Genomic DNA, 20,616 nt, shown 5'->3' with positions numbered 1-20,616 from the left:
TAGGCACGGCCCCGCCACCCCAGTGCCGAACTGCGCACCAGCCGCCCGCACTGGGCCACGAAGACCAGCACCGAGCACCACCCGACCCGCCCACACCCGAACACCGATCCAGGAGGCTCACCGTGATCGACCGGAACGACCACCAACAGCCCGCCGCCGACCGCACCGACCCCGCCGCAACTACACTGGCCAGCAGTGACGTTGAGGTCACCTGCGCGACCAGCGGAGCCAGCAATAGCCTGCGACCCTCCTATGGAGGGTCGCAGGCGCAGGCCCCCGCCCAGGGGGGCGGGGGAGCTCCGGCGAGGGCGCCGGAGCAGGGGGGCGCAGCCGAGGGCAGCCGCGACCAGCAGGAGGAGCCGCACCCCACCGACACGCCGCCCGCCGCCGCCGCTGCTGCTGCTGCGTCGTCCAAGCCGCTCATCGCGCGCGCGTCCGCCACCGCTGCAGCGCGCCGCAAGCCCAAGCGCCGCAAGCGCGACGCCGCCGATCCCAAGAAGCCCATCAGCGTGCGCTTCAGCGCCACCGAGCGACAGCACCTGGAAGCTCAAGCCAAGGTCACCGACCTGAGCCTGGCCCACCTGATCGCCCGCCGCGCCCTGGCCGACCCGAGCACCGCGATGGCCGCCGACGCCCGGATCGAACAGCTGGACTCGGCGATCGACGAGCTGGCCGCCACCCGCAGCGACCTCGCCGCCTGGGGTAACAACCTCAACCAGATCGCACGCCGCCTCAACACCGACGGAACCTTCCTCGCCAGCCCCGCCAGGGACTTCCTCACTGCCGCCGCCGCGCTGCTGGACCAAGTGCGGACCGAAGTGGAGCGCCTGGACGAGGCAGCGTTCCGCATCGCCCGCCGCCGGGGCAGCGCATGATCGCCTCCGTCACCCGGGGAGACCGCACCCGCGGCATCCTCGCCTACGTCTACGGACCCGGAGACGAGGACGAACACACCAACCAGCACACCGTCGCCGCCTACGAGCCCCTGCTGCCCGACCCCGGCCTTGCCGAAGACCCCCAGCGCGCCCTGACCCGGCTGGCGAAGATCCTGGACCTACGCGTTGCCCAGGCCGGCGCGGGCGCGCCAAAGGACCACGTGTGGCACTGCTCGCTGCGCGCAGCACCCGAGGACCGCCACCTGTCCGACAGTGAGTGGGAACAGATCGCCCACCGCGTGATGCACGCCGCCCGCATCGCCCCCACCGGTGATCCGGACGGCTGCCGGTGGGTGGTGGTACGCCACGCCGAGGACCACATCCACATCGTCGCCACCACCGTGCGCGCCGACCTGACCGGCGCGCGGCTGCACAACGACTGGCAACGCGTCATGGACGAACTCACCCTCATCGAGCAGGACTACGGCCTACGGCAGGTCCCCCGTGAGACGGGCGGCCGGCGCACCGCGCGGACCACCGTCAAGCGGCCCACCCGGGCCGAGATCCACAAAGCCAAGCTCCAGGGTCTGCCCGAGCCCAGCCGCGCAGTGTTGCGTACCGCGGTGCGCGAATCGCTGGCCGGGGCGGTCTCGGAGGACGAGTTCCTTGGGCGTCTGGCCGGGCACGGGGTCCAGGTCAAGGTCCACCGGCTGCCGTCGGGCGACGCGAAGGGCTACTCCTTCCACCTGCCCGGCGACCGCAAGACCGACGGGCAGCCGCTCTGGTACTCCGGCAGCAGCCTGGGCCCGGACCTGAGCCTGCCCAAGATCCGTGCACGCCTGTCGATCACCGCCGACGAGCCCGATCCCGCCATCGCGCAGGCCCGGAGCGCTCGTCCCGCCCTCCAGCAGGCCGGGCGCCTGGCCGACCAGGCCCTGGACTCCTTCACCGCGCCCCGCCCCGGCGCAGAAGAGGCCGACGGGGAGGTGTGGCAGGTGTGGGCGGCGGGGTTCGGCGAAGTCCTCGACGCCTTCGCGCAGACCCACCGCGGATCCCAGCGAGCCCAGATCGTGGCTGCCGCGAAAGCCTACGGACAGGCCGCCTACCTCCACGAGCGCGCCGCAGAAAAGGAGATGCGGGCCCTGCGTTCGACCGCGCGTGCCGTGCTGGCCGGCGGCCCCAGCCACGGGGCACTGGAAGGGGACGCGATCGCCGCGTTCCTAGACGTGTTGGTCCTGATCGCCGTGACCCTGTACCGGAGCCACCGGGCCGCCGGGCACACCCAGCAGGCCCTCATCGCCCAGGCCACCGCCGGCCAGCTCCGCGCCGCCTACGCCCAGGCCGCTGCCCGACCCCTGATCGCCCTGAAGGCGCAGGGCGAACGCCTGCCCCCGACCGCCCGCGACCATGCCACCGCAGCCGTGCACCAAGCCCTGCCGCCGGAACTGGCTGCACGGGTCCTGGGCGGCAAGGACTGGTCGGCGCTCGCTGCCACCCTCGCCCAGGCACAGCACCTGGGACACAGCCCTGCCGCGCTGCTCCAGCAGACCCTCGGCGCACGCGAGATGGACAGCGCCGACAACCCCGCCACCGTCCTGCTGTGGCGCATCCGCCGCACCACCGCCCTCCCCGCCCCCGCCGCAGCGAAGCCGGCCAAACGCAAGCCCACGATGCCCCCGGCACCGGCTCCGCGACCAGCCATCGCGCCCGCACCACCCACCACCCGCAGGCGCTGATGAGCGCCCTCCGCGCCAAGCGCTGGCCGCCTGCGAGGCCACCCGTTCCGCCGCGACCCCACCCCACTGACCGTCCCGCGCTGCCGAACAGGTCGCGTACCGGCCTGCGGCCGACGGAATCAGTACGCAGGCACACGGAGGCCCGATGTCGGTTCGATGTCGTCTTCGCCGATCGGGAACATTTGCCGACCTTGGGGTCCTTGGTGCCGTTGCCCCAACGCCAAGGCCACCGGAGGCCCACTTGACCCACCCGCACCAGCCCGACGACCAGCCCGCCCCACGCATCCCCGACTACCTCGTCGAGATCCCCGACCTCCTGCCCGGCCAGGTCCTCACCCGCTCCGTCGTCCACAGCGAGGAACTGCGCCCCCGCGGCTTCCTGATCACCTGCGCCTACTGCGACGCCACCCGCGACTGGCTCCTCGTCGAAGTCCTCGCCAAGGTCTACGTCCGCTGCCGCTGCACCCACGAATGGCTCGAGCCCGACCTCGACCTCGACGCCTTCAACGACCTCTTCGGCGAGATCACCCGCGTCTGGGACAGCTTCCCCGAGGTCGTCACCAGCCTCGGCTTCGACGGACTCCTGGCCGGGACCACCTGGCCGGTATAGGGGCGTACCGCGCCGTGCTGAAGTCACCCGAAGGGACCAGCAGTCGCCCGGTCCCCTCGGGGCTGGCACGGCGAGCAGACCCCCGCAAGCAGCCGGACCCCAGCCGGAGAGCCGTGGTTTCCCTCACGTACCCTCACCCAATGCACCGCGTACGAATCGAAGAAACCGCTGGTCAACACGCTCTCCTCCCGTCCGAGAGGGACGCCGACCTGCAAGCCGTCCTCAAAGCAGGTCGGGTCCAGCTGCCCCAATTCGCACCACGGGAGCAGAAGCAGGCGCAGCAGTTCTACGCCTCACTCGCCGGATACCGCACGGGCCTGGCCACCACCACGGCACGCGCCATCGCCGCCAGCCAGGCCAAAGGACTGACCGAGTTGCACGCCATGGGCTCCTCGCAGTACGGGACGGTCCTTCACGACTCGGACATCGACCTGTACGCCCCCATACCGCCGACCTGCCCGGACCTCGACACGCTGCGGACTCTGCTCGGCGGCCATGCCGAATACCGCAAGACCAGGTCGGCACCCACGCACGGCCCTCGCCACCTGTTCGCCTTCCAACAGGACGGCATCGACGTCGACCTCAACCTCGTCGAAGCCACCGACTATCGGCTCGCCGTCACCGTCGTCCGTGAGATCACCGAAGCGCTGAGCGAAGCGGACCTCATCGCCAACACCTGGATCAAGCACTTGCTCCACAAGCGCGAGGACCCCCACGCCTACGACCAGTGGAAGACCGCCATGCGCTTGCATGGCTCCGCTACTCTGCGGCGCTTCCTCGTCAACGACCGCCTGTCGCCAAGTCAGTCGGTGCTACCGGATACTCCCCCGCCGATGGATGTTCCGCTGGCGAGGAGCGCTGCGACAGCGGAGGTTGCGGCGAGGGCCGCGAACAGTTGGGGATAGCCGCCGAGGGGGTGAACGAGGGTGGCGGCGGCGAAGGGGGTGAGGGCTTCGGCGATGGCGATAGGAGCGGCGAGGATTCCGCTGAGGTGGCCGTAGGCGGTGGTGCCCCAGCGGTCGATGACGGCGGTGGCCTGGAGCAGGGTGAAGTTGCCCCGGACGCCGCCGGCAAGGATCACGAGCGCGATCAGGAGCGGCGTGGGGCCGGGAACCAGTGCCAGCAGGAGAGTTGTGGCTCCGCCTGCGGCGATCAGTGCGACGGTGCGGGCCCGGACGCTGGTGCGGCGCGTGAACGCGGCGTAGGCGGTGCGGCCCAAGGTCTGGCCCAGCCCTCCCAGACCGAGTGCCCACGCGGCGAGGGTGGGACTCATGCCCCGATGGGTGAGCAGGGGGACAAGTCCGAAGATGACGCCATACAGGGCGAAGCCGGACACCGTCATGGCCACGGCCAGCAGCAGGAACGGGCGGCTGGTCGTGATCCGCGCCTGCGGGCGCTGGCGCGGGATTCCGGGGAGTGGGCCGGTCTCGTCCCGAGTCCAGGGTCCGCGCAGGGCCAGGGCGTGGGCGGGGATGGTGATCGCGCCGAGGACAGCGGCCAGGGTGAGGTAGGTGTCGCGCCAGGTCAGGTGGGCGGCGAGGATCGCGGTCAGGGGTGCGAAGACGGTGGAGGCCAGACCGGCGGCCAGGGTCAGGGTGGTCAGGGCCCGCACACGGTCGGTGTCGTGCCAGCGGGCCAGGGCGGCGAAGGCGGGCTGGTAGAGGGTTGCGGCCATCGCGGTGCCGGCCAGCAGCCATCCTGCGGCGAAGACCGGCAGATCGGGCGCGGTGGCGATGATCACCAGCGCGGCGGTGCCGAGGATGGAGCCGCCGGTCATCAGGAGGTGGGGGCCGCGCTGGTCCAGGATGCGGCCGACGGGGATGCCGACGGCGGCGGACAGCAGCAGGGCTGCGGTGAACGCGGCGGTGACCTGTCCGGTGGGCCAGCCGGTCTGGGCGGTGATGTGGCCGGTCAGGACCGGGAAGGCGTAGTACAGGACGCCGTAGCCGGTGATCTGGGTAGCGCACAGGGCGGGCAGCGCGGCGCGCGGCCGGGCGGGAAGTGCTTCCCGCCCGGCCGTACTGGTGTGAAGGGTCGTCACCGCCGGGGTCAGCAGCCGCCGGACGCCGGTGCGGGGGCACCGATGCCGATGCTGAGCAGGGTCGGTGCGGGGGCCGCGCAGCAGCCGCCTTCGCTCTGGGCGGCGTCGGGGTCGTCGAAGAGTCCGGCTCCGCCGCAGACGCCGGTGTCGGGAAGGGTGAGTTCGACGCGGGCGGCGGCTTCGTGGTCGCCGGCCAGGGCGGCGGCGACCGAGCGGACCTGCTCGTATCCGGTCATGGCCAGGAAGGTCGGGGCGCGGCCGTAGCTCTTCATGCCGACCAGGTACACGCCCTCCTCGTGGTGGCCCAACTCGTTCGCGCCGTGGGGGTAGACGGTGCCGCAGGAGTGCTGGTTGGGGTCGATCAGCGGAGCGAGCTTGACCGGGGCCTGCAGACGTTCGTCCAGGGTGAGTCGCAGTTCGCTCTGCCAGGAGTGGTCGGGGCGGAAGCCGGTCAGGCCGATGATGTGGTCCAGTTCCTCGATGCGGCGGCCGTCGTCGGCCACCAGCACCAGCTGGCCGGCGGTGTCCTCGACGCGTTCGGTGCGGAAGCCCTGGACGACCTCGATGTGACCGGCCGTCACCGCCTCCTTCGCCCGCAGGCCGAGGGCTCCGCGGGCGGGGAGTTCGTCGGACTCGCCGCCGCCGAAGGCGTTGCCGACAGCGCCGCGCCGCAGCACCCACACCGCGCGGGTGCCGGGCTCGTCCTTGGCCAGCTCGGCCAGCGACAGCAGAGCGGTCAGCGCGGAGTGGCCGGAGCCCACGACCGCTGTCCGCCTGCCCGCGTGCCGGGCGGCGACGGCCGAGTCGGCGGTGTCGGGGGCGAGGTAGGTGATCCGGTCGCGATGGGTGTGCTCGCCCGCTGCCGGGAGGCCGTCGCTGCCCAGGGGGTTGGGCGAGGTGAAGGTGCCGGTGGCGTCGATGATCGCCCGGACCGACAGACGCGCCTGGGTACCGTCCGCGTCGCTGGTGTGGAGGGTGAAGGGCTGGTCCTCGCGGCCGGAGTCGACAATGCGGTCCCGGCCCCGGCGTGCCGCGCCGGTGACGGTGGTGTTGTAACGCATGTGCGCACCCAGGGCGTCGGCCAGGGGCTGCAGGTACAGCACGGCCCACTCGGCGCCGGTGGGGTACCGCTTGGCCTCAGGGCGGGTCCAGCCGGTCGGCTCCAGCAGGCGGGCGGCGGCCGGGTCGACCAACTCGGACCACGCGGAGAAAAGTCGGACATGCCCCCAGGCCCGGACTGCTGAGGCCGCCGAGGGCCCGGCCTCCAGGACCAGGGGTTCCAGGCCGCGTTCCAGCAGGTGGGCTGCGGCGGCAAGACCGATCGGGCCCGCCCCGACCACCGCGATCGGCAGGGCTGCGGTGGTCGGACTGCTGTTCTCACTCATGGCTGTCTTCTCCGTGTGGTTCGGATCATCTGCGAGGTGCCGGGGACCGGGGTGGTGCGGGCGGGTCAGCAGCAGCTGGCCCCGGCGGTGACTGCTTCGGTCTTCGCGGCGGGGTCGCAGCAGGCCGAGGCGGCTTCGGCGGCCTGTGCGCTTCCGCAGCATGGGCTCGCCGCGACGGGCGCGGGTGCGACGGGGGTCTCGGCCGAGGTGGTGCTGCAACAGGCACTGGCCGGGGTGCTGATGGTCTCGCTCATGGCAGTACTCCTCGTGGTCGTCGTGCCGTGGCTCGGAGGGGCAGTTCCGCCCCACGCCTTGCTTCGACGCTTGTCGATACAGGGAAGCTTGCCGCCTGCTTCGACCAATGTCAAGATAGACACATGTCGAATCTAGCTGTCGCGGAGTTGCCGGTCCTGCAGGTCGAGAGCGCGCCCTGCTGCCCGCCGGTGACTTCTGCCGAGTTGTCCGAGACGGACGCCGTGCGGATGGCCGCGATGTTCAAAGCCCTCGGCGACCCGGTGCGGCTGCGGCTGTTCTCCAAGGTCGCCTCACACGCCGGTGGCGAGGCGTGCGTGTGCGACATCCAGGACGTGGGGGTCTCCCAGCCCACTGTCAGCCACCATCTGAAGAAGCTGCGCGAGGCCGGGCTGTTGTCCTCCGAGCGGCGCGGCACCTGGGTCTACTACCGTGTCGAGCCGTCGGTGCTGGCCGCGATGAGCATGCTGCTGGGCAGCACCGCCTCCTGAACCGTCGACCCCCGCAGGGAGCGCGTGTGTCCGTCGAAGCTGGGCCTTCCGCTGCTGTTGCCGTCGTGCCGATGACCCCGGCCCACGCGGCGGCCGTCCTGGCGATCTACCAGGCAGGCATCGACGAGGGCAACGCGACCTTCGAGACCTGCGCCCCGGCCTGGAAGGTGTTCGACTCCGGCCGACTGCCCGAGCACCGCTTCGTCGCCCTGGACCAGGACGGCCAGGTTCTGGGGTGGGTAGCCGCGAGCCGGGTCTCCGAGCGGAGCGCGTACGCGGGCGTGGTCGAGCACTCCGTCTACGTCCACCCCGAAGCGCGGGGCCGCAGGGTCGCCACCACACTGCTGAACACGCTGATCGCCGCTACCGAAGCCGCCGGGATCTGGACCATCCAGTCCGGGATCTTCCCCGAGAACACGGCCAGCCTCGCCGTCCACGCCCGCGCCGGGTTCCGCGCGCTTGGCACCCGCGAACGCGTCGGCCGCCACCACGGCGTGTGGCGCGATGTGCTCCTGGTAGAGCGCCGCAGCCCCGCGGTCGACTGAGTCTGTCAGGCGCGTCGGCGACGTGGTCACGGTGCGCAACATTTGGCGAGCAGTCGGGGCCGGTATGTCGGGCGCACTCCTCCGTTTCCCTTTTGGTGGTCACTAAGCGCATCATCTTACGGAAGGTCAACTCATGACCCCCTTCCGCAAGGAGGACTACAACGAACATCACCATCCGCGAGTTGGCGAACGAGCTGGGCATCACTGTCCAGAGGGTCAAGGACATCGCTCTCGACCAGTTCGATTGGTACGTGGACCACTTCTCGCGCCTCCCCTCGGACAAGGCCGACGCGATCCGCGCGAAGGTCACCGGCAAGGCCCCGACGGTCCGCCCGTCGCCACCTGCCGACAAGACTCCCCGTCCCCGTCCGGTACCGGACGGCTTCCCCCGCCCGTACCTCCCCTCCCCGCCGCGTCCGCGTGACCGCACTCCGTGGGTGCGCATCGCCGAACTCCCGCCACTGGAGCAGTTGTTCGCCCGGCGCTACGTGGAGGAGGAGAGCAGGGTCTCCTGGAAGCGGGTCAACCCCGACCGACTGCCGCCGGACGCGCACGCGCGCGTACAGTTCCATGCCCGTAGCTGGGGCGAGCAGTTCTTCGACGACCGCGAGACCACCGCGTGGCTTGCCGTCGGCGTGCTGGACCCGCGCACCGCAGCGCGGTGCCGGGAGGCAGAGATCACCCCGGGCATGCTTCTGCTGCCCTTCGCCATCCCCGGCAAGGCCCAGCATGAAGGCAAGTTGACGCTCAAGAAGGCCCTGGACTGCCAGGCCGCCACCGTCGAGGGGGTCCGGGCAGACCTGGTCAGGACCGGAGTCCTGCCCGGCCACGCCCAAGCCTCCTGACACACCATCCGAACGGGAGGGCGCCCCTACCCGCACAACGGCGGGGCGCCCTCCCGTACCGGGATCACTCGCACCGACTGATCATCCCGCGCACCGGATCAGTCGCCGGGGGTGCGGTCGCGTCCGAAGATGAGGGCGACCAGGGCCAGGCCGACGATGCCGCCGATGAGTTCCATGCCGATGAAGCCGGGCAGTGAGGAGGGCTTGATGCCGGCGAAGGTGTCGGTGAACGCGCGGCCGATCGCGACGGCGGGGTTGGCGAAGGACGTGCTGGAGGTGAACCAGTAGGCGGCGCCGATGTAGGAGGCGACCGCGACGGGAGCGAAGCGGAGCTGGTCCTTCTTCGCCAAGCCGAAGATCAGCAGGACCAGGCCCGCGGTGGCGACGACCTCGCCGATCAGCAGGTGGCCGGCGGAGCGGTCGTGGGTGGACCACTGCACCAGGGCCTTGCCGAACATGGCGTCCGCCAGCACCGCGCCGCCGATCGCGCCCGCGGTCTGCGCGACGACGTAGGCGATGACCTCGCGAGCGGGCAGGTGGTTGTGCTGCCTGCGGCGGGTCCACCAGTCGGCCAGGGTGACGATCGGGTTGAAGTGGGCGCCGGAGACCGGGCCCAGCAGCAGGATCAGCACGCCCAGGCCGAAGACGGTGGCGGTGGAGTTGGCCAGTAGTTGCAGGCCCACGTCCTTGGTGAGTTCGGTGGCCTGGATGCCGGAGCCGACCACGACCGCGACCAGCGCGGCGGTGCCGACCAGCTCGGCGGCGACCTTGCGGAACAGGGGGTCGGGACCCAGGTCGGCGACGAGCGGCTCGGCCAGATCGGTGGGTCTGGCCTCGTCTATGGCACTCACGAAGAACACTCCAGGAAGGGCAGGAAGGATGAGGGGTGATGCGGGCGGGTCAGGTGCAGGGGCGCTTGCGGGCGGCCTCGGCGGTTGCGCGGGCGGTGTCGGCCAGGGTGCCCAGGTGGGCGGCGACTGCCTCCAGCGCTGCGGGGCGGAGCTTGTAGTAGAGGAAGCGTCCACAGGGCTCGGTCTCCACCAGTCCGGCCTGCCGCAGCAGCCGCAGGTGGTTGGACAGGTTGGTCTGCTTGGCGCCGGTCTCCTCGACCAGGTGGCACACGCACAGGGACTCGGCCGCCAGCAGCGTCACGATCTGCATCCGCAGCGGATCGGCGAGGACTTTCAACGCTTCAGTATCGACTGATGTCACCATGGGCTGATACGTTACCGGTTGTGGGGCCGCCACGCGACCCCCGAGCGGCCACCGGTCCTGGCCGGTGGCCCTTCCTGCGCTGGAGACACCTATGTCCGCGACGCCGCTCCCGATCCTGCCCGACCCCAGACTCCTGTCCGGGGCCGCCCGCCTGGCCCTGCGCTACGGCGGCACCTTCGCCCCCGAGACCGTCCAGCAACTCCTGGCCGACTCCTACCAGCGCCTCGCCGAGACCGCCGCCGTACGCACCCACCTGGTGGTGCTGGCCGAACGCCTGGCCGACGAGCGCCTTGCCGCACTGGCCCACTCCCGGGCCGTGCCGGGCGGGATACCGCGGGTGCTGTTCGTGTGCACCGGCAACGCCGGACGCTCCCAGCTCGCCGCCGCCCTGCTCGCCCACGCCGCCAAGGGACGCCTTCAGGTCTCCTCGGCCGGCACCCGCCCCGCAGGGGTCCTGGACGACTTCGTCACCGAGGTCCTGGACGAGGTTGGGGCCGATCTGCCGGTTGAGGGGTTCCCCAAGCCGCTGACCGAGGAGGTCGTGGCCGCCGCCGACATCGTGGTCACCATGGGCTGCGGTGACGCCTGCCCCATCCCCGCCGGGCGCCGGTACATGGACTGGCCGGTCCCCGACCCCCACGGCGCGAGCCTGGACACGGTCCGGCAGATCCGCGACGAGATCGCTCACCGCGTCACGGATCTGGTCGCCGAACTCGCACCCGCCACCTCCTGAACCACCCGTCACCACCCGATCAGAAAGCACCTCTGCGATGACTGCCGCACCTGCCGCCTCGGTCCTGTTCGTCTGCGTCCACAACGCCGGCCGCTCCCAGATGGCCGCCGGATTCCTCAGCCACCTCGCGGGCGACCGCGTCGAGGTCCGCTCGGCCGGCTCGATCCCCGGCGACCGGGTCAACCCCTCCGCCGTCGCCGCGATGGCCGACGTCGGCGTCGACATCTCCCACCAGACCCCCAAGGTCCTGACCACCGAAGCCGTCCAGGCGTCGGACTACGTCATCACCATGGGCTGCGGCGACGCCTGCCCGATCTTCCCCGGCAAGAAGTACCTCAACTGGGAACTCGAAGACCCGGCCGGGCAGGGCGTCGAGGCCGTACGCCCGATCCGCGACGAGATCAAGAAGCTGATCGAGGGCCTGGTCGCCGAGATCGACGCCAAGCAGCAGGAGAACTGACCGCGATGACCGAGCCGATAGTGCACGAGGTCGTCGTGATCGGGTCCGGCCCCGCCGGATACACCGCCGCCCTCTACACCGCCCGCGCCGACCTCAAGCCCCTCGTCTTCGGCAGCGCCATCTTCGTCGGCGGCGCCCTGACCACCACCACCGAGGTCGAGAACTTCCCCGGCTTCCCCGACGGCATCCAGGGCCCCGACCTGATGAACAACATGCGGGCCCAGGCCGAGCGCTTCGGCGCGGTGATGATCGACGACGACATCGTGGCCGTCGACCTCACCGGCGACATCAAGGAACTGACCGACACCGAGGGCACCGTCCACCGCGCCAAGACCGTGATCGTGGCCACCGGCTCCGGCTACCGCAAGCTCGGCCTGCCCCGCGAGGACGAACTCTCGGGACGCGGGGTGTCCTGGTGCGCGACCTGCGACGGCTTCTTCTTCCGCGGCAAGGACATCGTGGTCGTCGGCGGCGGCGACACCGCCTTGGAAGAAGCCACCTTCCTCACCCGCTTCGCCAATTCGGTCACGATCGTCCACCGCCGCGACACCCTGCGCGCCTCCAAGGTCATGCAGGCCCGCGCCCAAGCCGACCCAAAGATCAGCTTCGCCTGGAACAGCGAAATCGCCGAGATCCAGGGCACCGACCGGGTCACCGGCGTCGTCCTGCGCGACACCGCCACCGGCACCACCCGCGACCTCGCCGTCGAGGGACTGTTCATCGCCATCGGCCACGACCCGCGCACCGAGTTGTTCGCCGGCCAGCTCGATCTCGACGACGAGGGCTACCTCCGGGTCGAGGCACCCTCTACCCGGACCAACCTCACCGGCGTCTTCGGTGCCGGAGACGTGGTGGATCACACCTACCGCCAGGCCATCACCGCCGCCGCCTCCGGCTGCCAGGCCGCCCTCGACGCCGAACGGCACCTTGCCGCTCTGGCCGACACTGCCCAAGGTGACCACTCCGCGCAGCCCGTCGCGGCATGACGCCCGGGGACTGGACCGCTGTCGTTGCGCCGTGACTCCGGTCCCCAGGCCCTTCGCTTCTGGCTGGACTTCACGTGATCACGCTCGCAGCAGGGCCACCGCGTCAGCGAGGTGACGGCGGACGACCTTGATGGATCCCGGATCCCGGTCCGGCTTCCTGATCCATACGTGGGCCTGTTCGAGGAACCATGTGACAGCCCAGATGCGGTGCCAGCCCAGGGCCCAGTCCTCGGGAGGAAGGCCGCCGCGATACGCGAGCACGTCGCGGCTTCCACCGGCGGTAATGTACGCCTTGATCAGCGCTCGTAGCGAGGTGGGGTCCGGGGGTTGGGCCTTGGCGAGCCCTTTCCAGGAGGCGAGGTCGAGCAGACCGGGGCCGGTGAAGGTTCGGGCGAAGTCGAGTAGCCTCCAACCGTTCGCGCCGATGTGCAGGCTGGCGGGTTCGAACTCGGAGTGCACCCAGCCGAAGGGTTCGGTGGTAGCCCCCTTCGCTCGTATCGGAGCCACTCGCGCGAGTGCCTCCAGATGGACGGTCAGGTCCTCGGTACCCTCGATCCAGCGGCCGGACTCGCGTAGGAGCCGCAGTTGGCGGAGCGCCTGGAGCGGCAGCGCAGCCATCGCCGAGGCGTCCAGAACCGGCAGGCAGGGAGCGATGGCAAGCCGGTGAAGGTGGACGGCAGCGACGACGGCTTCCGCGTCCCGCGGTTCGTGCAGCGGTTCGCCGAGATCTTCCAGCACCATGCCGAGCAGGGCGCGCTGAGCGACAGACCCGATGACCCTGGGCACGGGGACCCCGCATCGTGCGGCGATGCGGAGAATCTGGTCCTCGTGAGTGAGTGGCTCGGTGGCGTACTTGAAGACCGCGCTCTCACCATCGGGGTAGGTGAGGCGCTCGACGCCGGACATGGCCCATACGCGAAGTGGTAGGCGCTCCGGTTCCCGGCGACCGGTACTGCGGTTGATGTCGCAGAGCAGGCTGCTGATCAGGGCTTGATCCAAAGTGGGGCTCCAGCGCGGTCGGGTCAGGCGTCGGTCCGCAGCGCGAGAGCGCGCTGGTGATCCCTCCACGCGGCTGCGGAGGCGGTCATCCGCTGCTTCCACAGCGAGCGCGGTTCCAGTGCCCGGACTTCCTCCCACTGGTGGGCATTGGCGTCAGCGAAGGCAGCCAGAACATGCGGGTGAGCCGTCCTGAACCCGGGGACCTTGGCCGCCCATTGCTCGGCCTGCTCGGGGGTATGTCCGGCCTCGATCAGCCGGACGACCCATACCGCCGGGTCGGCCCAGGCCGGCCCTCGGGTGGGCCAAGCCCAGTCGATCAGGTGGGCCGTGGAGTCGACCAGGACGTTGTGGGGCGCCACGTCGGTATGCAGGAGGGCCTCGCCGCCGAACAGTTCCGGTGTGCTGGTGTAGGACGCGTACCGGTCGGCCAGGTCAAGCAGCGGGATGTCCGGGCAGGGGGTGTCCGCAAGTTCCGTCAGTGCGGCGACGACCAGAGGCAGGTCGGGACTGCCGGGTGTGTAGTCGGCGATGGATCCGTCGATCAGCTCGAAGCCGAGCAGGTCCCAGCCTCCACCCTGGGTATGCCATAGCAGCTTGGGTGCGGAGGGGGGAAGGTACGGGTTGACGTCGGCTTCGCGGCGCTGGGTCTTGACCTGTCGGTGGTCGGTCGGGATGCCCTTGATGAACACCGGTCCGGCCGAGGTGTACGCCTTGACCGCTACACCGGAGTTGGCTCCGGTGGTCACGTCGGCCGAGGTGAGGAAGGGGCCGGTGTGCTCGTGGACGGCGGCGCGGGTGTCAGCGGGGAGGTCATGCCAGGCGAGGCGGGACATCGACATGAGGAAGCTCCAGACGGTGGTGCCAGGGCTGCCCCGGCCCTCGCGGACCGGGGCGGCCTGCTTGCTAGTACGGCTGGGAGTCGCTGGACGAGCAGGAGCACATGACGACCTCCAGGACGTCGTCCAGGTCGCCGACGAACACGATCTCCTCGTCCTCAAGGGGTCGCTCGGTGAGCGTAATGGCTACGGGTACCGGCATGGGTTCACCTCCCTCCGTGCTGGCAGTAGGTGTTGAGCGGGGCCTTCGCCTCCTGGTAGAGCTTGGCCAGCGGCCGGCAGGTGAAGCAGGAGCCGGACAGCGTGCAGCCGGAGCATCCGCCGGTGCGAAGCTGGAGGGAGTCGGCGACGTCGCCGAGCTGGCGCAGCCCGTCGACGCCGTCGGTGATGAGGTCGAACTGGGGGTCGCGGCCGACCTTGCAGATGGAGGCTTTGCCCCAGGGGTCGGAGTGGAAGAAGGTGTGCCCGGCGTTGCAGCCCTGGAAGGGCTTGCGGGGCATGACGTAGTCGGCGGCCTGGGTGCCCATGCGTTCGCCGCTGCCCTCGATGGTCGGGCTCATGGTGGTGAAGACCTGGTGGGGGAAGCCGTAGCTGTCGGCCAGGTGCTGCATGTCGGGGATCTGGTGGGCGTTGCGCTCGGACACGACGATGTTCAGCTTGAGGGACAGCCCGGATTCCCGTGACGCCTCCAGGCCCTTGATGAACCGGGCGAACGCGCCACGGTTGCGGGTCATGCCGTCGTAGGTCTCGGCGCTGGCGCCGTAGACGCTGACGGCGATCAGGTAGGGCCGGTGGCGGGTGAACAGCTCCTGGATGCGGGGCTTGCTCAGCTGGCTGCCGTTGCTGGCGATCGAGAGCATGAGGCCGAGCTCGTTGGCGTACTGGTAGGCGGCGGGGAAGTCGCGGTCGATCAGCGGCTCGCCACCGGTGATCTGCAGCCACAGCGCCCCGGAGTCGCGGACGACGTCCAGGAGCTTGACCTTGTCGGCCCAGGCGAGGCCCTCGAAGTTCTTCAGCCCCAGGTAGCAGTGCTCGCAGTCGTAGTCGCAGCCCTTGTTGATCTCCCATGACGCGCGGCCGTAGCCGAGCTTGGACGGCGGGCGGACCAGGACTGTGTCCGCCAGTTGCCGCCCGTGCAGGTCGACTCCCCAGGCGGTGCGGGCCGCGTCCGCCAGCCACGGCGGAACGGCCGACTTCGAGGAGGCGGTGAGGAGTTGCTGGTATCGGCCGGAGCCGACCCGGAGCCCCTGGGCGCGACCCGGGCGGAGGATCAGATGACCGTCGAGGAACGGGGAAGCGATCAGCTCGTGCACGGGCGCTCCAGGTGACATCGGGGAATGGAGGTCGGTACACGGGGCGGCCCATGGCCGGCCAGGGGGCCCGGCGCGGGGCCGCCCCGTGTCTTCCGCTGAGAACGGCCGGTACGGGGTCGTCAGCGGGTGTGCCTTCTCCTGGACCGGTTCACGGGAGTCGGTCCGGAGAAGGGGATCGAGTCAGCCATCGGCCATGGCTTCGGGCTGGATGTCGGGAACGCTCGCCGGCACCGGGCTGGAGGCGGAAGGCGAGCATGGGCACGGCTCACGGGCCACGAAGGCGAGGAGAGCGAGGAGTGCCGCGCTTCCTGCTGTCCAAGCGACGCCTAACGCGACCGTCAGCGGGTCGGGACCAGCATGGCGTCCGCTCATCCCCGGGCCTGTCCGTCCGGGTAGCCGCCCCAGGTCCCGCGCCGCGCGAGGACCGTCAGAACGGTCGGATCCTCGACGGGCCGCTCACGGCTGCTGCGCAGGGCGCGGACGATCAGCTGCCCGCTGCGCAGGTCGGTGACGACCAGCTGGCGACCCTCCGGGTCCTGGACCAGGTCCCCGATGGCTGGCGGGTTGGCGGCCGTCATTGCACCGCCTCCTGCGCGGGTTGGAGGTCTTCCACGGTCGTCTCCCATTCGCATCCGCCCGCACGCGGTCGCAGCCAGACCCGGTGACGGTCCTGGGGCTTTGTAGGGCCGGTGCAGTAGAGCGGGCCGACATGCTGGACCTCGCCGACCTGTCCGCTGGCCTGATCCAGGGCTACTGCTCCCCGTCGGACCCATGCGGGCCGCTGGCGCGGGCTCATGCCGGCCTGCCTTCGTCCCGCGAGCGCTGGGGCCGTGTGAAGGCATCCCAACGGTCGTTCCCAGCACCAGGGTCGCCGGAGATCGGTCGATGCAAGGTGCAGCCACGAGTCCGGATGGGCAGCGGTCGCGCACCACTGGATCTTGGCTGCTCTTCAGGGGTGGCCATGGAGGACTCCAACGGAATCGATGCGGAGAAGCGTGGATCACCGCGTTGAGTGAGCCGAGGTGACGGCCTGTCACTCAAGGAAACCGCCGCAGACTGGGGATCGGCAGGAAGATTCGACGGGGGTGCGATCGAGCCCGACCGGAAGTTTTGACCGGAGCATTACCTGCACTGGTGCGGGATTTCGGGCTCCGCAATACCGTGGCCGGATGGGGGACAACACCGTCCTGAGGGACCGCATCGTGCACCTTGGCCTGACCCGGACCGAGCTCGCCCACCAGATGAACCTGGCCATCCAGGACCTGACGGGTCGATACGGCACGGTCTCCGAGCGTACGATCCACGATCTGCTGACCCGCACACGTTGGCCGCACGCCAAGCAACGGGCTGCATTACGGGCAGTATTCGGATGTCCGGCCGAGGAACTCGGCTTCACCCAGCCGGGTAGCCACCACCCGCCAGCCCCCACGGAGAACGATGTGCTGCGGCGCACCTTCCTGACCGCCACGACCGGAACCGCGGTCGCGGCGGTCCCCCTCGTCTCGGCGTCGCGCAGAATCGGGTCCGGCGACATCCAGCGTCTGCAGACCCAGTTCGCCAGCATCATCGCCAGCGACCACCGCGACGGCGGCACGACCTCCATCGAGACTCAGGCCGTCGCCCTCGCCGACCAGGCCCTGGCCCTGCAGCAGCAGGGCACCGCCAGCCAGCGCATCCGCAGCGGCCTCTACGCCAGCGCCGCTTCCTTCACCTCCAGCGCCATGTGGGCAGCCATCGACGGCCGTAGGTTCGGCGCCGCCCAGCAGCACCTGGACCGCGCCTCCAGCCTCGCCGCCATGTCCGGCGACCCGAGCATCGCCTTCCGGATCTGGTCGCACGCCGGCACCCTCTACCGCCACCTCGGCCGCCCCGCCGACGGCCTCGCTGCCAACAACGTCGCCCGCAACAGCTCCATCAGCCGCCGTGACCCGCTGTTCGCCTCCCTCGGACACGCCCGCCACGCAGCCATCCTCGGGCTCACCGGTGACACCGCCGCCGTCGAACGCGCCATCGGCCACGCCCAGGAAGCCCTGAACCGCGCCGACCCCGACGCCTACCGCCCGGTGTGGATAACCGCCTTCTACGACCAGGCCGAACTCGACAGCCTCGCCCTGGCCGCCTACCTCAGCCTGCACCAGTACGAACACGCCGAAGCCCGCGCCCACCGCACCCTGTCCGTCCTGCGCCCCCATCTCCAGCGAAGCCGCGCCATCGCCACCGCGCGTCTGGCCCACGCCCAGCTCGGCCAGGCCGACCTGGAACCGGCGATCACCACCGCCATGTCCATCCCGAACCAAGGACCGGCACGCCACCCGCGAGTGACCGGCATGCTCGACGCCTTCGGCCGCCGCCTGCACGCCATCGCCCCCGACAGCGCCCACACCCAGCTGTGGGACCAGTACGCCCAGGACACCCGGAGGACCACCGTATGAGCAACCCGTTCAACGTCGAGCTGCGGCACTGCACGGACATAACCCCAGTCCGGCAGGACATCATCGACGTGTACGCGGACGCCCGTGCTCCGCTGCTGCACCTGCCGCACTACTCCGTCGAACGCTTCGCCGAACGTCTCGACCGCCATGCTGGCGAATCCGGCTGGGAGGCGGTCATCGGCTACGACGAGGCCCAGCCCGTGGGCTACGCCTACGTCAACACGCTCATCGAGAACGACCGCTGGTGGTCACGGATGACCGAGCCGCTGCCCCACGGCTTCACCGACATCTCGACCGTAGCTCTGAAGGAGATCATGGTCCGGACTCCCTGGCGCGGCACGGGAACAGCCCTCCGCATCCACGACGCACTCCTGTCCAACCGCACCGAGGAGCGCGTCACCCTCTCGGTCAACCCCCTGGCAGGCGACGGCAAGGTCCAGGCCCTCTATGTCACCTGGGGATACGAGCCCTTCAACGGGCAGCGTCCGTCACCAGACTCCCCCAGTCTCACAGCCATGATCCGCTCCCTGAAGCAATCTCCTGCCTGCTGATACGCACATCCCGTTGCCTTGCAAGGCCGCGTACCGGTCGGCATTCGTTGGCCCCGGCGAACTCCTCAGCACCCTCGGCATCGCCCACATAGACCTGCCAGAGAAGATCGACCCCACTGCCATCCAGGCACTGGACCTCTACCCGTCCGTGAACTGCCCCCGCCTATGCAGAGGGTTACCCACCGGTTACTGCCTCTGTTGTCAGACCATGTCGATAGCCTCCGAGGCGTCAGGTGTGTTACCCGGCAAGGGAAGCAGAGGCGCCGTGTCCGAGACCGACCCACAGCGGTTCTTTAGTTCGACTCAGCGCCAAATGCTCTACGAAGCCGCGGACGGACGCTGCCAGCGATGCAGCTCGGCGTTGGTGGAGGGATGGCACGCGGACCACCGCATCCCCTGGGCGGATGGGGGTCGGACTGAGGTCGAGAACGGCCAGGCGTTGTGCGACGCCTGCAATCTATCCAAGGGACGTGGCATGCAGTACACCGACACCTTCGTACCGCGCCCCTTCCAAGCCGAGGTGAACAACCAGGTCCTCGAACGGATTCGAGCGAACCTGGATCGCACAATCGTCCTTGCCTCACCTGGCTCCGGGAAGACCCTGGCGTATCAGTCACTGGCAACCCGACTGATCAGGGAAGGGCTGATCGACTACGTTGCCGTCTTCGTGCCGCGTGTCGCCCTGGCCGAGCAATGCGAGACCAGTTGGATGGTCACGGACACGACCGGACACATCGTGAGTGGCCTGTGCGGGCTGTTCGATGCCACGAAGCGGCTGGGCAAGATTCGTCACCGAGTCAACGAAGCCCCGCTCACCTTTCCACACCAGCCGGGCACCGGCTTCGTGTCGACCTACAGCGCCCTTGTGACCAACGAGAACACGTTCCTGCGATGGGCTCGTCAACACGAGGGGCGCTTCCTGCTGATCGCGGACGAGGCCCAGTTCTGTGGCGCAGCCGGGGACAAGGATGACGGTGGCACCAAGGCCGGCGCACTGGTTGAACGCATGCACGAGTTCGCGCTGCACACCCTGCTCCTGACCGGTACCCCCTACAGGGCGGACAATCAGCGGCTGATTCTCGCCGACTACGAAGCCGACCCGACCAATCCACGGCAGGTCACCCTGGTGCGGCATGCCGAGGCGACCTATGCGAACGGCATCGCCGAGGTGTACCTCCGGAAGTTCGAGATGCAGCTGACTGAAGCCCGCGTTTCGCGACGTACTATGGGCGACCCGGACGACCGGAACAGTGGGGACAGCCTGCTGGAGTACAACCTCTCGGACGACGGCAGCGATCTGGTCCCGGTCCTGAAAGACACCAAGACCTGGCAACCGCTCGTCGACCGCGTGGTAACCGCGGTGAAGGACAAGCAGAAGTTCAACCCGGCGTACCGCGGACTGATCTCCTGCATGGGGCAAGCTGAAGCCCGCAAGGTGCAGAAGTACCTCCAGGACCGTCACCCAGACCTGAACGTAGGGATTGCCGTGTCTGCGGACTCGGATGCCCCGCTGGCCCTCGCGGAGTTCAAGATCAAACCAATGGACATCCTCGTCACCGTGCGGATGGCGTTCATCGGCTACGACTGCCCCCAGATCACGGTCGTCGGTATCCTCACCCACTACCGCGACGGCGGCCACCTCATGCAGCTCGTGGGTCGAGGTCTGCGCGTCTGGAAAGACGGGCAGAAGGCGCGCGAGCAGTCGTGCGTGATCATTGCCCCGGACGACCCGAAGATGCGGGGGTTCCTTGCCCTCCTGCGTGAGGAGAGGGACGAAGGGCTGCGGATCATCGAGGAGCGAGAGCCGGACGAGGGTGCGGACCCCCCATCGCCCACCCAGCTGGCTCTGACCTACGTCGAGTCCGCCATCGCGACGACCACGCGCGCGGCGAGCAACGAAGTAGATATGGAGGCAGACGAGGTGCTGCTGGTGGAGAGCATCAAGCGAGCTGTCGACTCTGCCGAGACGGTCACGAAGCTCAAGCAGGCCATCGAGCTGGCTGGCATCATGCTCAAGATCCCGGAAGCAGTCCCTGCCCAACGTCTAGAGGCCAATCCGACCCCTGTGGTGACCGAGGCCCCCAAAACCGAACGTCAACAGATCGCCGACACCAACGCGAGGGTCTCCGACGCAGTCAAGAAATACCTCTACCGCTGCGGCCTCACCCCTGAAGCCCCCGGATACCAGGACGCGGTGACCAAGGCAACGTTCACCGTCAACACGGCATCCGGCTTCACCTCGGCTGAGGCCAATACGGTGGAGAAGGCAAACAAGCGGCTCCGCGCCGCCCTGAAACTGTAGGAGGACCGC

General features: G+C 69.7%; 23 protein-coding genes. 13 read left to right on the top strand and 10 right to left on the bottom strand.

The genetic code is table 11. The features are described from left to right. The first annotated feature begins 122 nt into the window (after positions 1-122). The 4 genes from mobC to GXP74_RS01605 all read left to right on the top strand — a co-directional run bounded on the left by mobC (position 123) and on the right by GXP74_RS01605 (position 4,126). A complete protein-coding gene (gene mobC, locus GXP74_RS01620) occupies positions 123-875 on the top strand; it encodes a plasmid mobilization relaxosome protein MobC (RefSeq protein ID WP_182449621.1) in 753 nt (250 codons plus the stop codon). Continuing rightward, positions 872-2,611, top strand: coding sequence for a mobilization protein (locus tag GXP74_RS01615; protein WP_182449620.1), 1,740 nt, complete (start codon positions 872-874; stop codon positions 2,609-2,611). Before mobC ends, GXP74_RS01615 begins: the two co-directional genes overlap by 4 nt. A 241-nt stretch (positions 2,612-2,852) precedes the next feature. After that, the gene (locus GXP74_RS01610) at positions 2,853-3,221 is read left to right on the top strand and encodes a hypothetical protein (protein WP_225447654.1); all 369 of its coding nucleotides are present in this window, start codon (positions 2,853-2,855) and stop codon (positions 3,219-3,221) included. A 140-nt stretch (positions 3,222-3,361) separates the two neighbouring features. Further along, on the top strand, positions 3,362-4,126 hold the full coding sequence (locus GXP74_RS01605) for a hypothetical protein (protein WP_182449619.1): 765 nt from the start codon (positions 3,362-3,364) through the stop codon (positions 4,124-4,126). Here GXP74_RS01605 and GXP74_RS01600 read toward each other — a convergent pair. From GXP74_RS01600 to GXP74_RS01590, 3 genes are all read right to left on the bottom strand, one after another. Further along, positions 4,024-5,262, bottom strand: coding sequence for an MFS transporter (locus GXP74_RS01600; RefSeq protein WP_182449618.1), 1,239 nt, complete (start codon positions 5,260-5,262; stop codon positions 4,024-4,026). The genes GXP74_RS01605 and GXP74_RS01600 overlap by 103 nt on opposite strands. Positions 5,263-5,270: 8 nt before the next feature. Then, positions 5,271-6,647 carry an NAD(P)-binding domain-containing protein gene (locus tag GXP74_RS01595; RefSeq protein WP_182449617.1) on the bottom strand — a complete coding sequence of 459 codons (1,377 nt, stop codon included), beginning with the start codon at positions 6,645-6,647 and terminating at the stop codon, positions 5,271-5,273. Between the two features lie 65 nt (positions 6,648-6,712). Further along, on the bottom strand, positions 6,713-6,901 hold the full coding sequence (locus GXP74_RS01590; RefSeq protein WP_182449616.1) for a hypothetical protein: 189 nt from the start codon (positions 6,899-6,901) through the stop codon (positions 6,713-6,715). 123 nt (positions 6,902-7,024) lie between these two features. On the opposite strand from GXP74_RS01590, the gene GXP74_RS01585 reads away from it, so the two are divergent. From GXP74_RS01585 to GXP74_RS01575, 3 genes are all read left to right on the top strand, one after another. Next, a complete protein-coding gene (locus GXP74_RS01585) occupies positions 7,025-7,390 on the top strand; it encodes a metalloregulator ArsR/SmtB family transcription factor (protein ID WP_182449615.1) in 366 nt (121 codons plus the stop codon). A gap of 71 nt (positions 7,391-7,461) precedes the next feature. After that, positions 7,462-7,935, top strand: coding sequence for a GNAT family N-acetyltransferase (locus GXP74_RS01580; protein WP_182456089.1), 474 nt, complete (start codon positions 7,462-7,464; stop codon positions 7,933-7,935). Positions 7,936-8,117: 182 nt separating this feature from the next. Next, a complete protein-coding gene (locus tag GXP74_RS01575; protein WP_182449614.1) occupies positions 8,118-8,780 on the top strand; it encodes a hypothetical protein in 663 nt (220 codons plus the stop codon). A gap of 98 nt (positions 8,781-8,878) precedes the next feature. Here the strand turns inward: GXP74_RS01575 and GXP74_RS01570 are convergent, their stop codons facing one another. Together GXP74_RS01570 and GXP74_RS01565 are read right to left on the bottom strand one after the other, a co-directional pair. Beyond that, positions 8,879-9,622, bottom strand: a complete 744-nt coding sequence (locus GXP74_RS01570; RefSeq protein ID WP_370468525.1) for an aquaporin — start codon at positions 9,620-9,622, stop codon at positions 8,879-8,881. A 58-nt stretch (positions 9,623-9,680) separates the two neighbouring features. After that, positions 9,681-9,995: a helix-turn-helix transcriptional regulator gene (locus tag GXP74_RS01565; protein WP_182449612.1), complete on the bottom strand. Its 315-nt coding sequence runs from the start codon at positions 9,993-9,995 to the stop codon at positions 9,681-9,683. 91 nt (positions 9,996-10,086) lie between these two features. Between GXP74_RS01565 and GXP74_RS01560 the strand changes: the two genes are divergently transcribed. From GXP74_RS01560 to trxB, 3 genes are read left to right on the top strand one after another with little or no spacing between them, the layout of a single operon-like run. Next, positions 10,087-10,728, top strand: coding sequence for a three-helix bundle dimerization domain-containing protein (locus GXP74_RS01560; protein ID WP_182449611.1), 642 nt, complete (start codon positions 10,087-10,089; stop codon positions 10,726-10,728). A gap of 37 nt (positions 10,729-10,765) precedes the next feature. Beyond that, positions 10,766-11,188, top strand: a complete 423-nt coding sequence (locus tag GXP74_RS01555) for an arsenate reductase ArsC (protein WP_182449610.1) — start codon at positions 10,766-10,768, stop codon at positions 11,186-11,188. A gap of 5 nt (positions 11,189-11,193) precedes the next feature. Then, positions 11,194-12,174: a thioredoxin-disulfide reductase gene (gene trxB, locus GXP74_RS01550; RefSeq protein ID WP_182449609.1), complete on the top strand. Its 981-nt coding sequence runs from the start codon at positions 11,194-11,196 to the stop codon at positions 12,172-12,174. A gap of 78 nt (positions 12,175-12,252) precedes the next feature. Here the strand turns inward: trxB and GXP74_RS01545 are convergent, their stop codons facing one another. From GXP74_RS01545 to GXP74_RS01530, 5 genes are all read right to left on the bottom strand, one after another. Beyond that, on the bottom strand, positions 12,253-13,080 hold the full coding sequence (locus GXP74_RS01545) for a phosphotransferase (protein ID WP_182449608.1): 828 nt from the start codon (positions 13,078-13,080) through the stop codon (positions 12,253-12,255). A 116-nt stretch (positions 13,081-13,196) separates the two neighbouring features. Continuing rightward, a complete protein-coding gene (locus GXP74_RS01540; protein WP_182449607.1) occupies positions 13,197-14,012 on the bottom strand; it encodes an aminoglycoside phosphotransferase in 816 nt (271 codons plus the stop codon). Between the two features lie 64 nt (positions 14,013-14,076). Beyond that, positions 14,077-14,211 (bottom strand): hypothetical protein, encoded by a 135-nt coding sequence (locus GXP74_RS41390; RefSeq protein ID WP_255528061.1) that lies wholly within the window; start codon positions 14,209-14,211, stop codon positions 14,077-14,079. A 4-nt stretch (positions 14,212-14,215) separates the two neighbouring features. Continuing rightward, on the bottom strand, positions 14,216-15,322 hold the full coding sequence (locus GXP74_RS01535) for a radical SAM protein (protein WP_225447653.1): 1,107 nt from the start codon (positions 15,320-15,322) through the stop codon (positions 14,216-14,218). Positions 15,323-15,690: 368 nt separating this feature from the next. Beyond that, positions 15,691-15,900 (bottom strand): hypothetical protein, encoded by a 210-nt coding sequence (locus GXP74_RS01530; RefSeq protein WP_182449605.1) that lies wholly within the window; start codon positions 15,898-15,900, stop codon positions 15,691-15,693. Positions 15,901-16,491: 591 nt separating this feature from the next. On the opposite strand from GXP74_RS01530, the gene GXP74_RS01525 reads away from it, so the two are divergent. The 3 genes from GXP74_RS01525 to GXP74_RS01515 all read left to right on the top strand — a co-directional run bounded on the left by GXP74_RS01525 (position 16,492) and on the right by GXP74_RS01515 (position 20,607). Then, a complete protein-coding gene (locus GXP74_RS01525) occupies positions 16,492-17,754 on the top strand; it encodes an XRE family transcriptional regulator (protein ID WP_225447652.1) in 1,263 nt (420 codons plus the stop codon). Beyond that, positions 17,751-18,305: a GNAT family N-acetyltransferase gene (locus GXP74_RS01520; protein WP_182449604.1), complete on the top strand. Its 555-nt coding sequence runs from the start codon at positions 17,751-17,753 to the stop codon at positions 18,303-18,305. Before GXP74_RS01525 ends, GXP74_RS01520 begins: the two co-directional genes overlap by 4 nt. A 208-nt stretch (positions 18,306-18,513) precedes the next feature. Continuing rightward, positions 18,514-20,607 carry an HNH endonuclease gene (locus GXP74_RS01515; RefSeq protein WP_225447651.1) on the top strand — a complete coding sequence of 698 codons (2,094 nt, stop codon included), beginning with the start codon at positions 18,514-18,516 and terminating at the stop codon, positions 20,605-20,607. Positions 20,608-20,616 lie beyond the last annotated feature (9 nt).

Origin of the sequence: Streptacidiphilus sp. P02-A3a, assembly GCF_014084105.1 — a bacterium.
Taxonomy (GTDB): Bacteria; Actinomycetota; Actinomycetes; order Streptomycetales; family Streptomycetaceae; genus Streptacidiphilus.
Note: the sequence above shows the minus strand (reverse complement) of the source record. Positions and strands in the feature narration are given on the sequence as shown.

Excerpts from the sequence above, each read along its gene's own strand:
- GXP74_RS01545 (WP_182449608.1), bottom strand. The coding sequence starts at position 13,080 with ATGTCCGGCGTCGAGCGCCTCACCTACCCCGATGGTGAGAGCGCGGTC.
- GXP74_RS01585 (WP_182449615.1), top strand. The coding sequence starts at position 7,025 with ATGTCGAATCTAGCTGTCGCGGAGTTGCCGGTCCTGCAGGTCGAGAGC.
- GXP74_RS01615 (WP_182449620.1), top strand. The coding sequence starts at position 872 with ATGATCGCCTCCGTCACCCGGGGAGACCGCACCCGCGGCATCCTCGCC.
- GXP74_RS01540 (WP_182449607.1), bottom strand. The coding sequence starts at position 14,012 with ATGTCGATGTCCCGCCTCGCCTGGCATGACCTCCCCGCTGACACCCGC.
- GXP74_RS01590 (WP_182449616.1), bottom strand. The coding sequence starts at position 6,901 with ATGAGCGAGACCATCAGCACCCCGGCCAGTGCCTGTTGCAGCACCACC.
- GXP74_RS01530 (WP_182449605.1), bottom strand. The coding sequence starts at position 15,900 with ATGACGGCCGCCAACCCGCCAGCCATCGGGGACCTGGTCCAGGACCCG.
- GXP74_RS01565 (WP_182449612.1), bottom strand. The coding sequence starts at position 9,995 with ATGGTGACATCAGTCGATACTGAAGCGTTGAAAGTCCTCGCCGATCCG.
- GXP74_RS01555 (WP_182449610.1), top strand. The coding sequence starts at position 10,766 with ATGACTGCCGCACCTGCCGCCTCGGTCCTGTTCGTCTGCGTCCACAAC.
- GXP74_RS01520 (WP_182449604.1), top strand. The coding sequence starts at position 17,751 with ATGAGCAACCCGTTCAACGTCGAGCTGCGGCACTGCACGGACATAACC.
- GXP74_RS01580 (WP_182456089.1), top strand. The coding sequence starts at position 7,462 with ATGACCCCGGCCCACGCGGCGGCCGTCCTGGCGATCTACCAGGCAGGC.
- GXP74_RS01595 (WP_182449617.1), bottom strand. The coding sequence starts at position 6,647 with ATGAGTGAGAACAGCAGTCCGACCACCGCAGCCCTGCCGATCGCGGTG.
- GXP74_RS41390 (WP_255528061.1), bottom strand. The coding sequence starts at position 14,211 with ATGCCGGTACCCGTAGCCATTACGCTCACCGAGCGACCCCTTGAGGAC.
- trxB (WP_182449609.1), top strand. The coding sequence starts at position 11,194 with ATGACCGAGCCGATAGTGCACGAGGTCGTCGTGATCGGGTCCGGCCCC.
- GXP74_RS01560 (WP_182449611.1), top strand. The coding sequence starts at position 10,087 with ATGTCCGCGACGCCGCTCCCGATCCTGCCCGACCCCAGACTCCTGTCC.
- GXP74_RS01525 (WP_225447652.1), top strand. The coding sequence starts at position 16,492 with ATGGGGGACAACACCGTCCTGAGGGACCGCATCGTGCACCTTGGCCTG.
- GXP74_RS01605 (WP_182449619.1), top strand. The coding sequence starts at position 3,362 with ATGCACCGCGTACGAATCGAAGAAACCGCTGGTCAACACGCTCTCCTC.
- GXP74_RS01515 (WP_225447651.1), top strand. The coding sequence starts at position 18,514 with ATGTCGATAGCCTCCGAGGCGTCAGGTGTGTTACCCGGCAAGGGAAGC.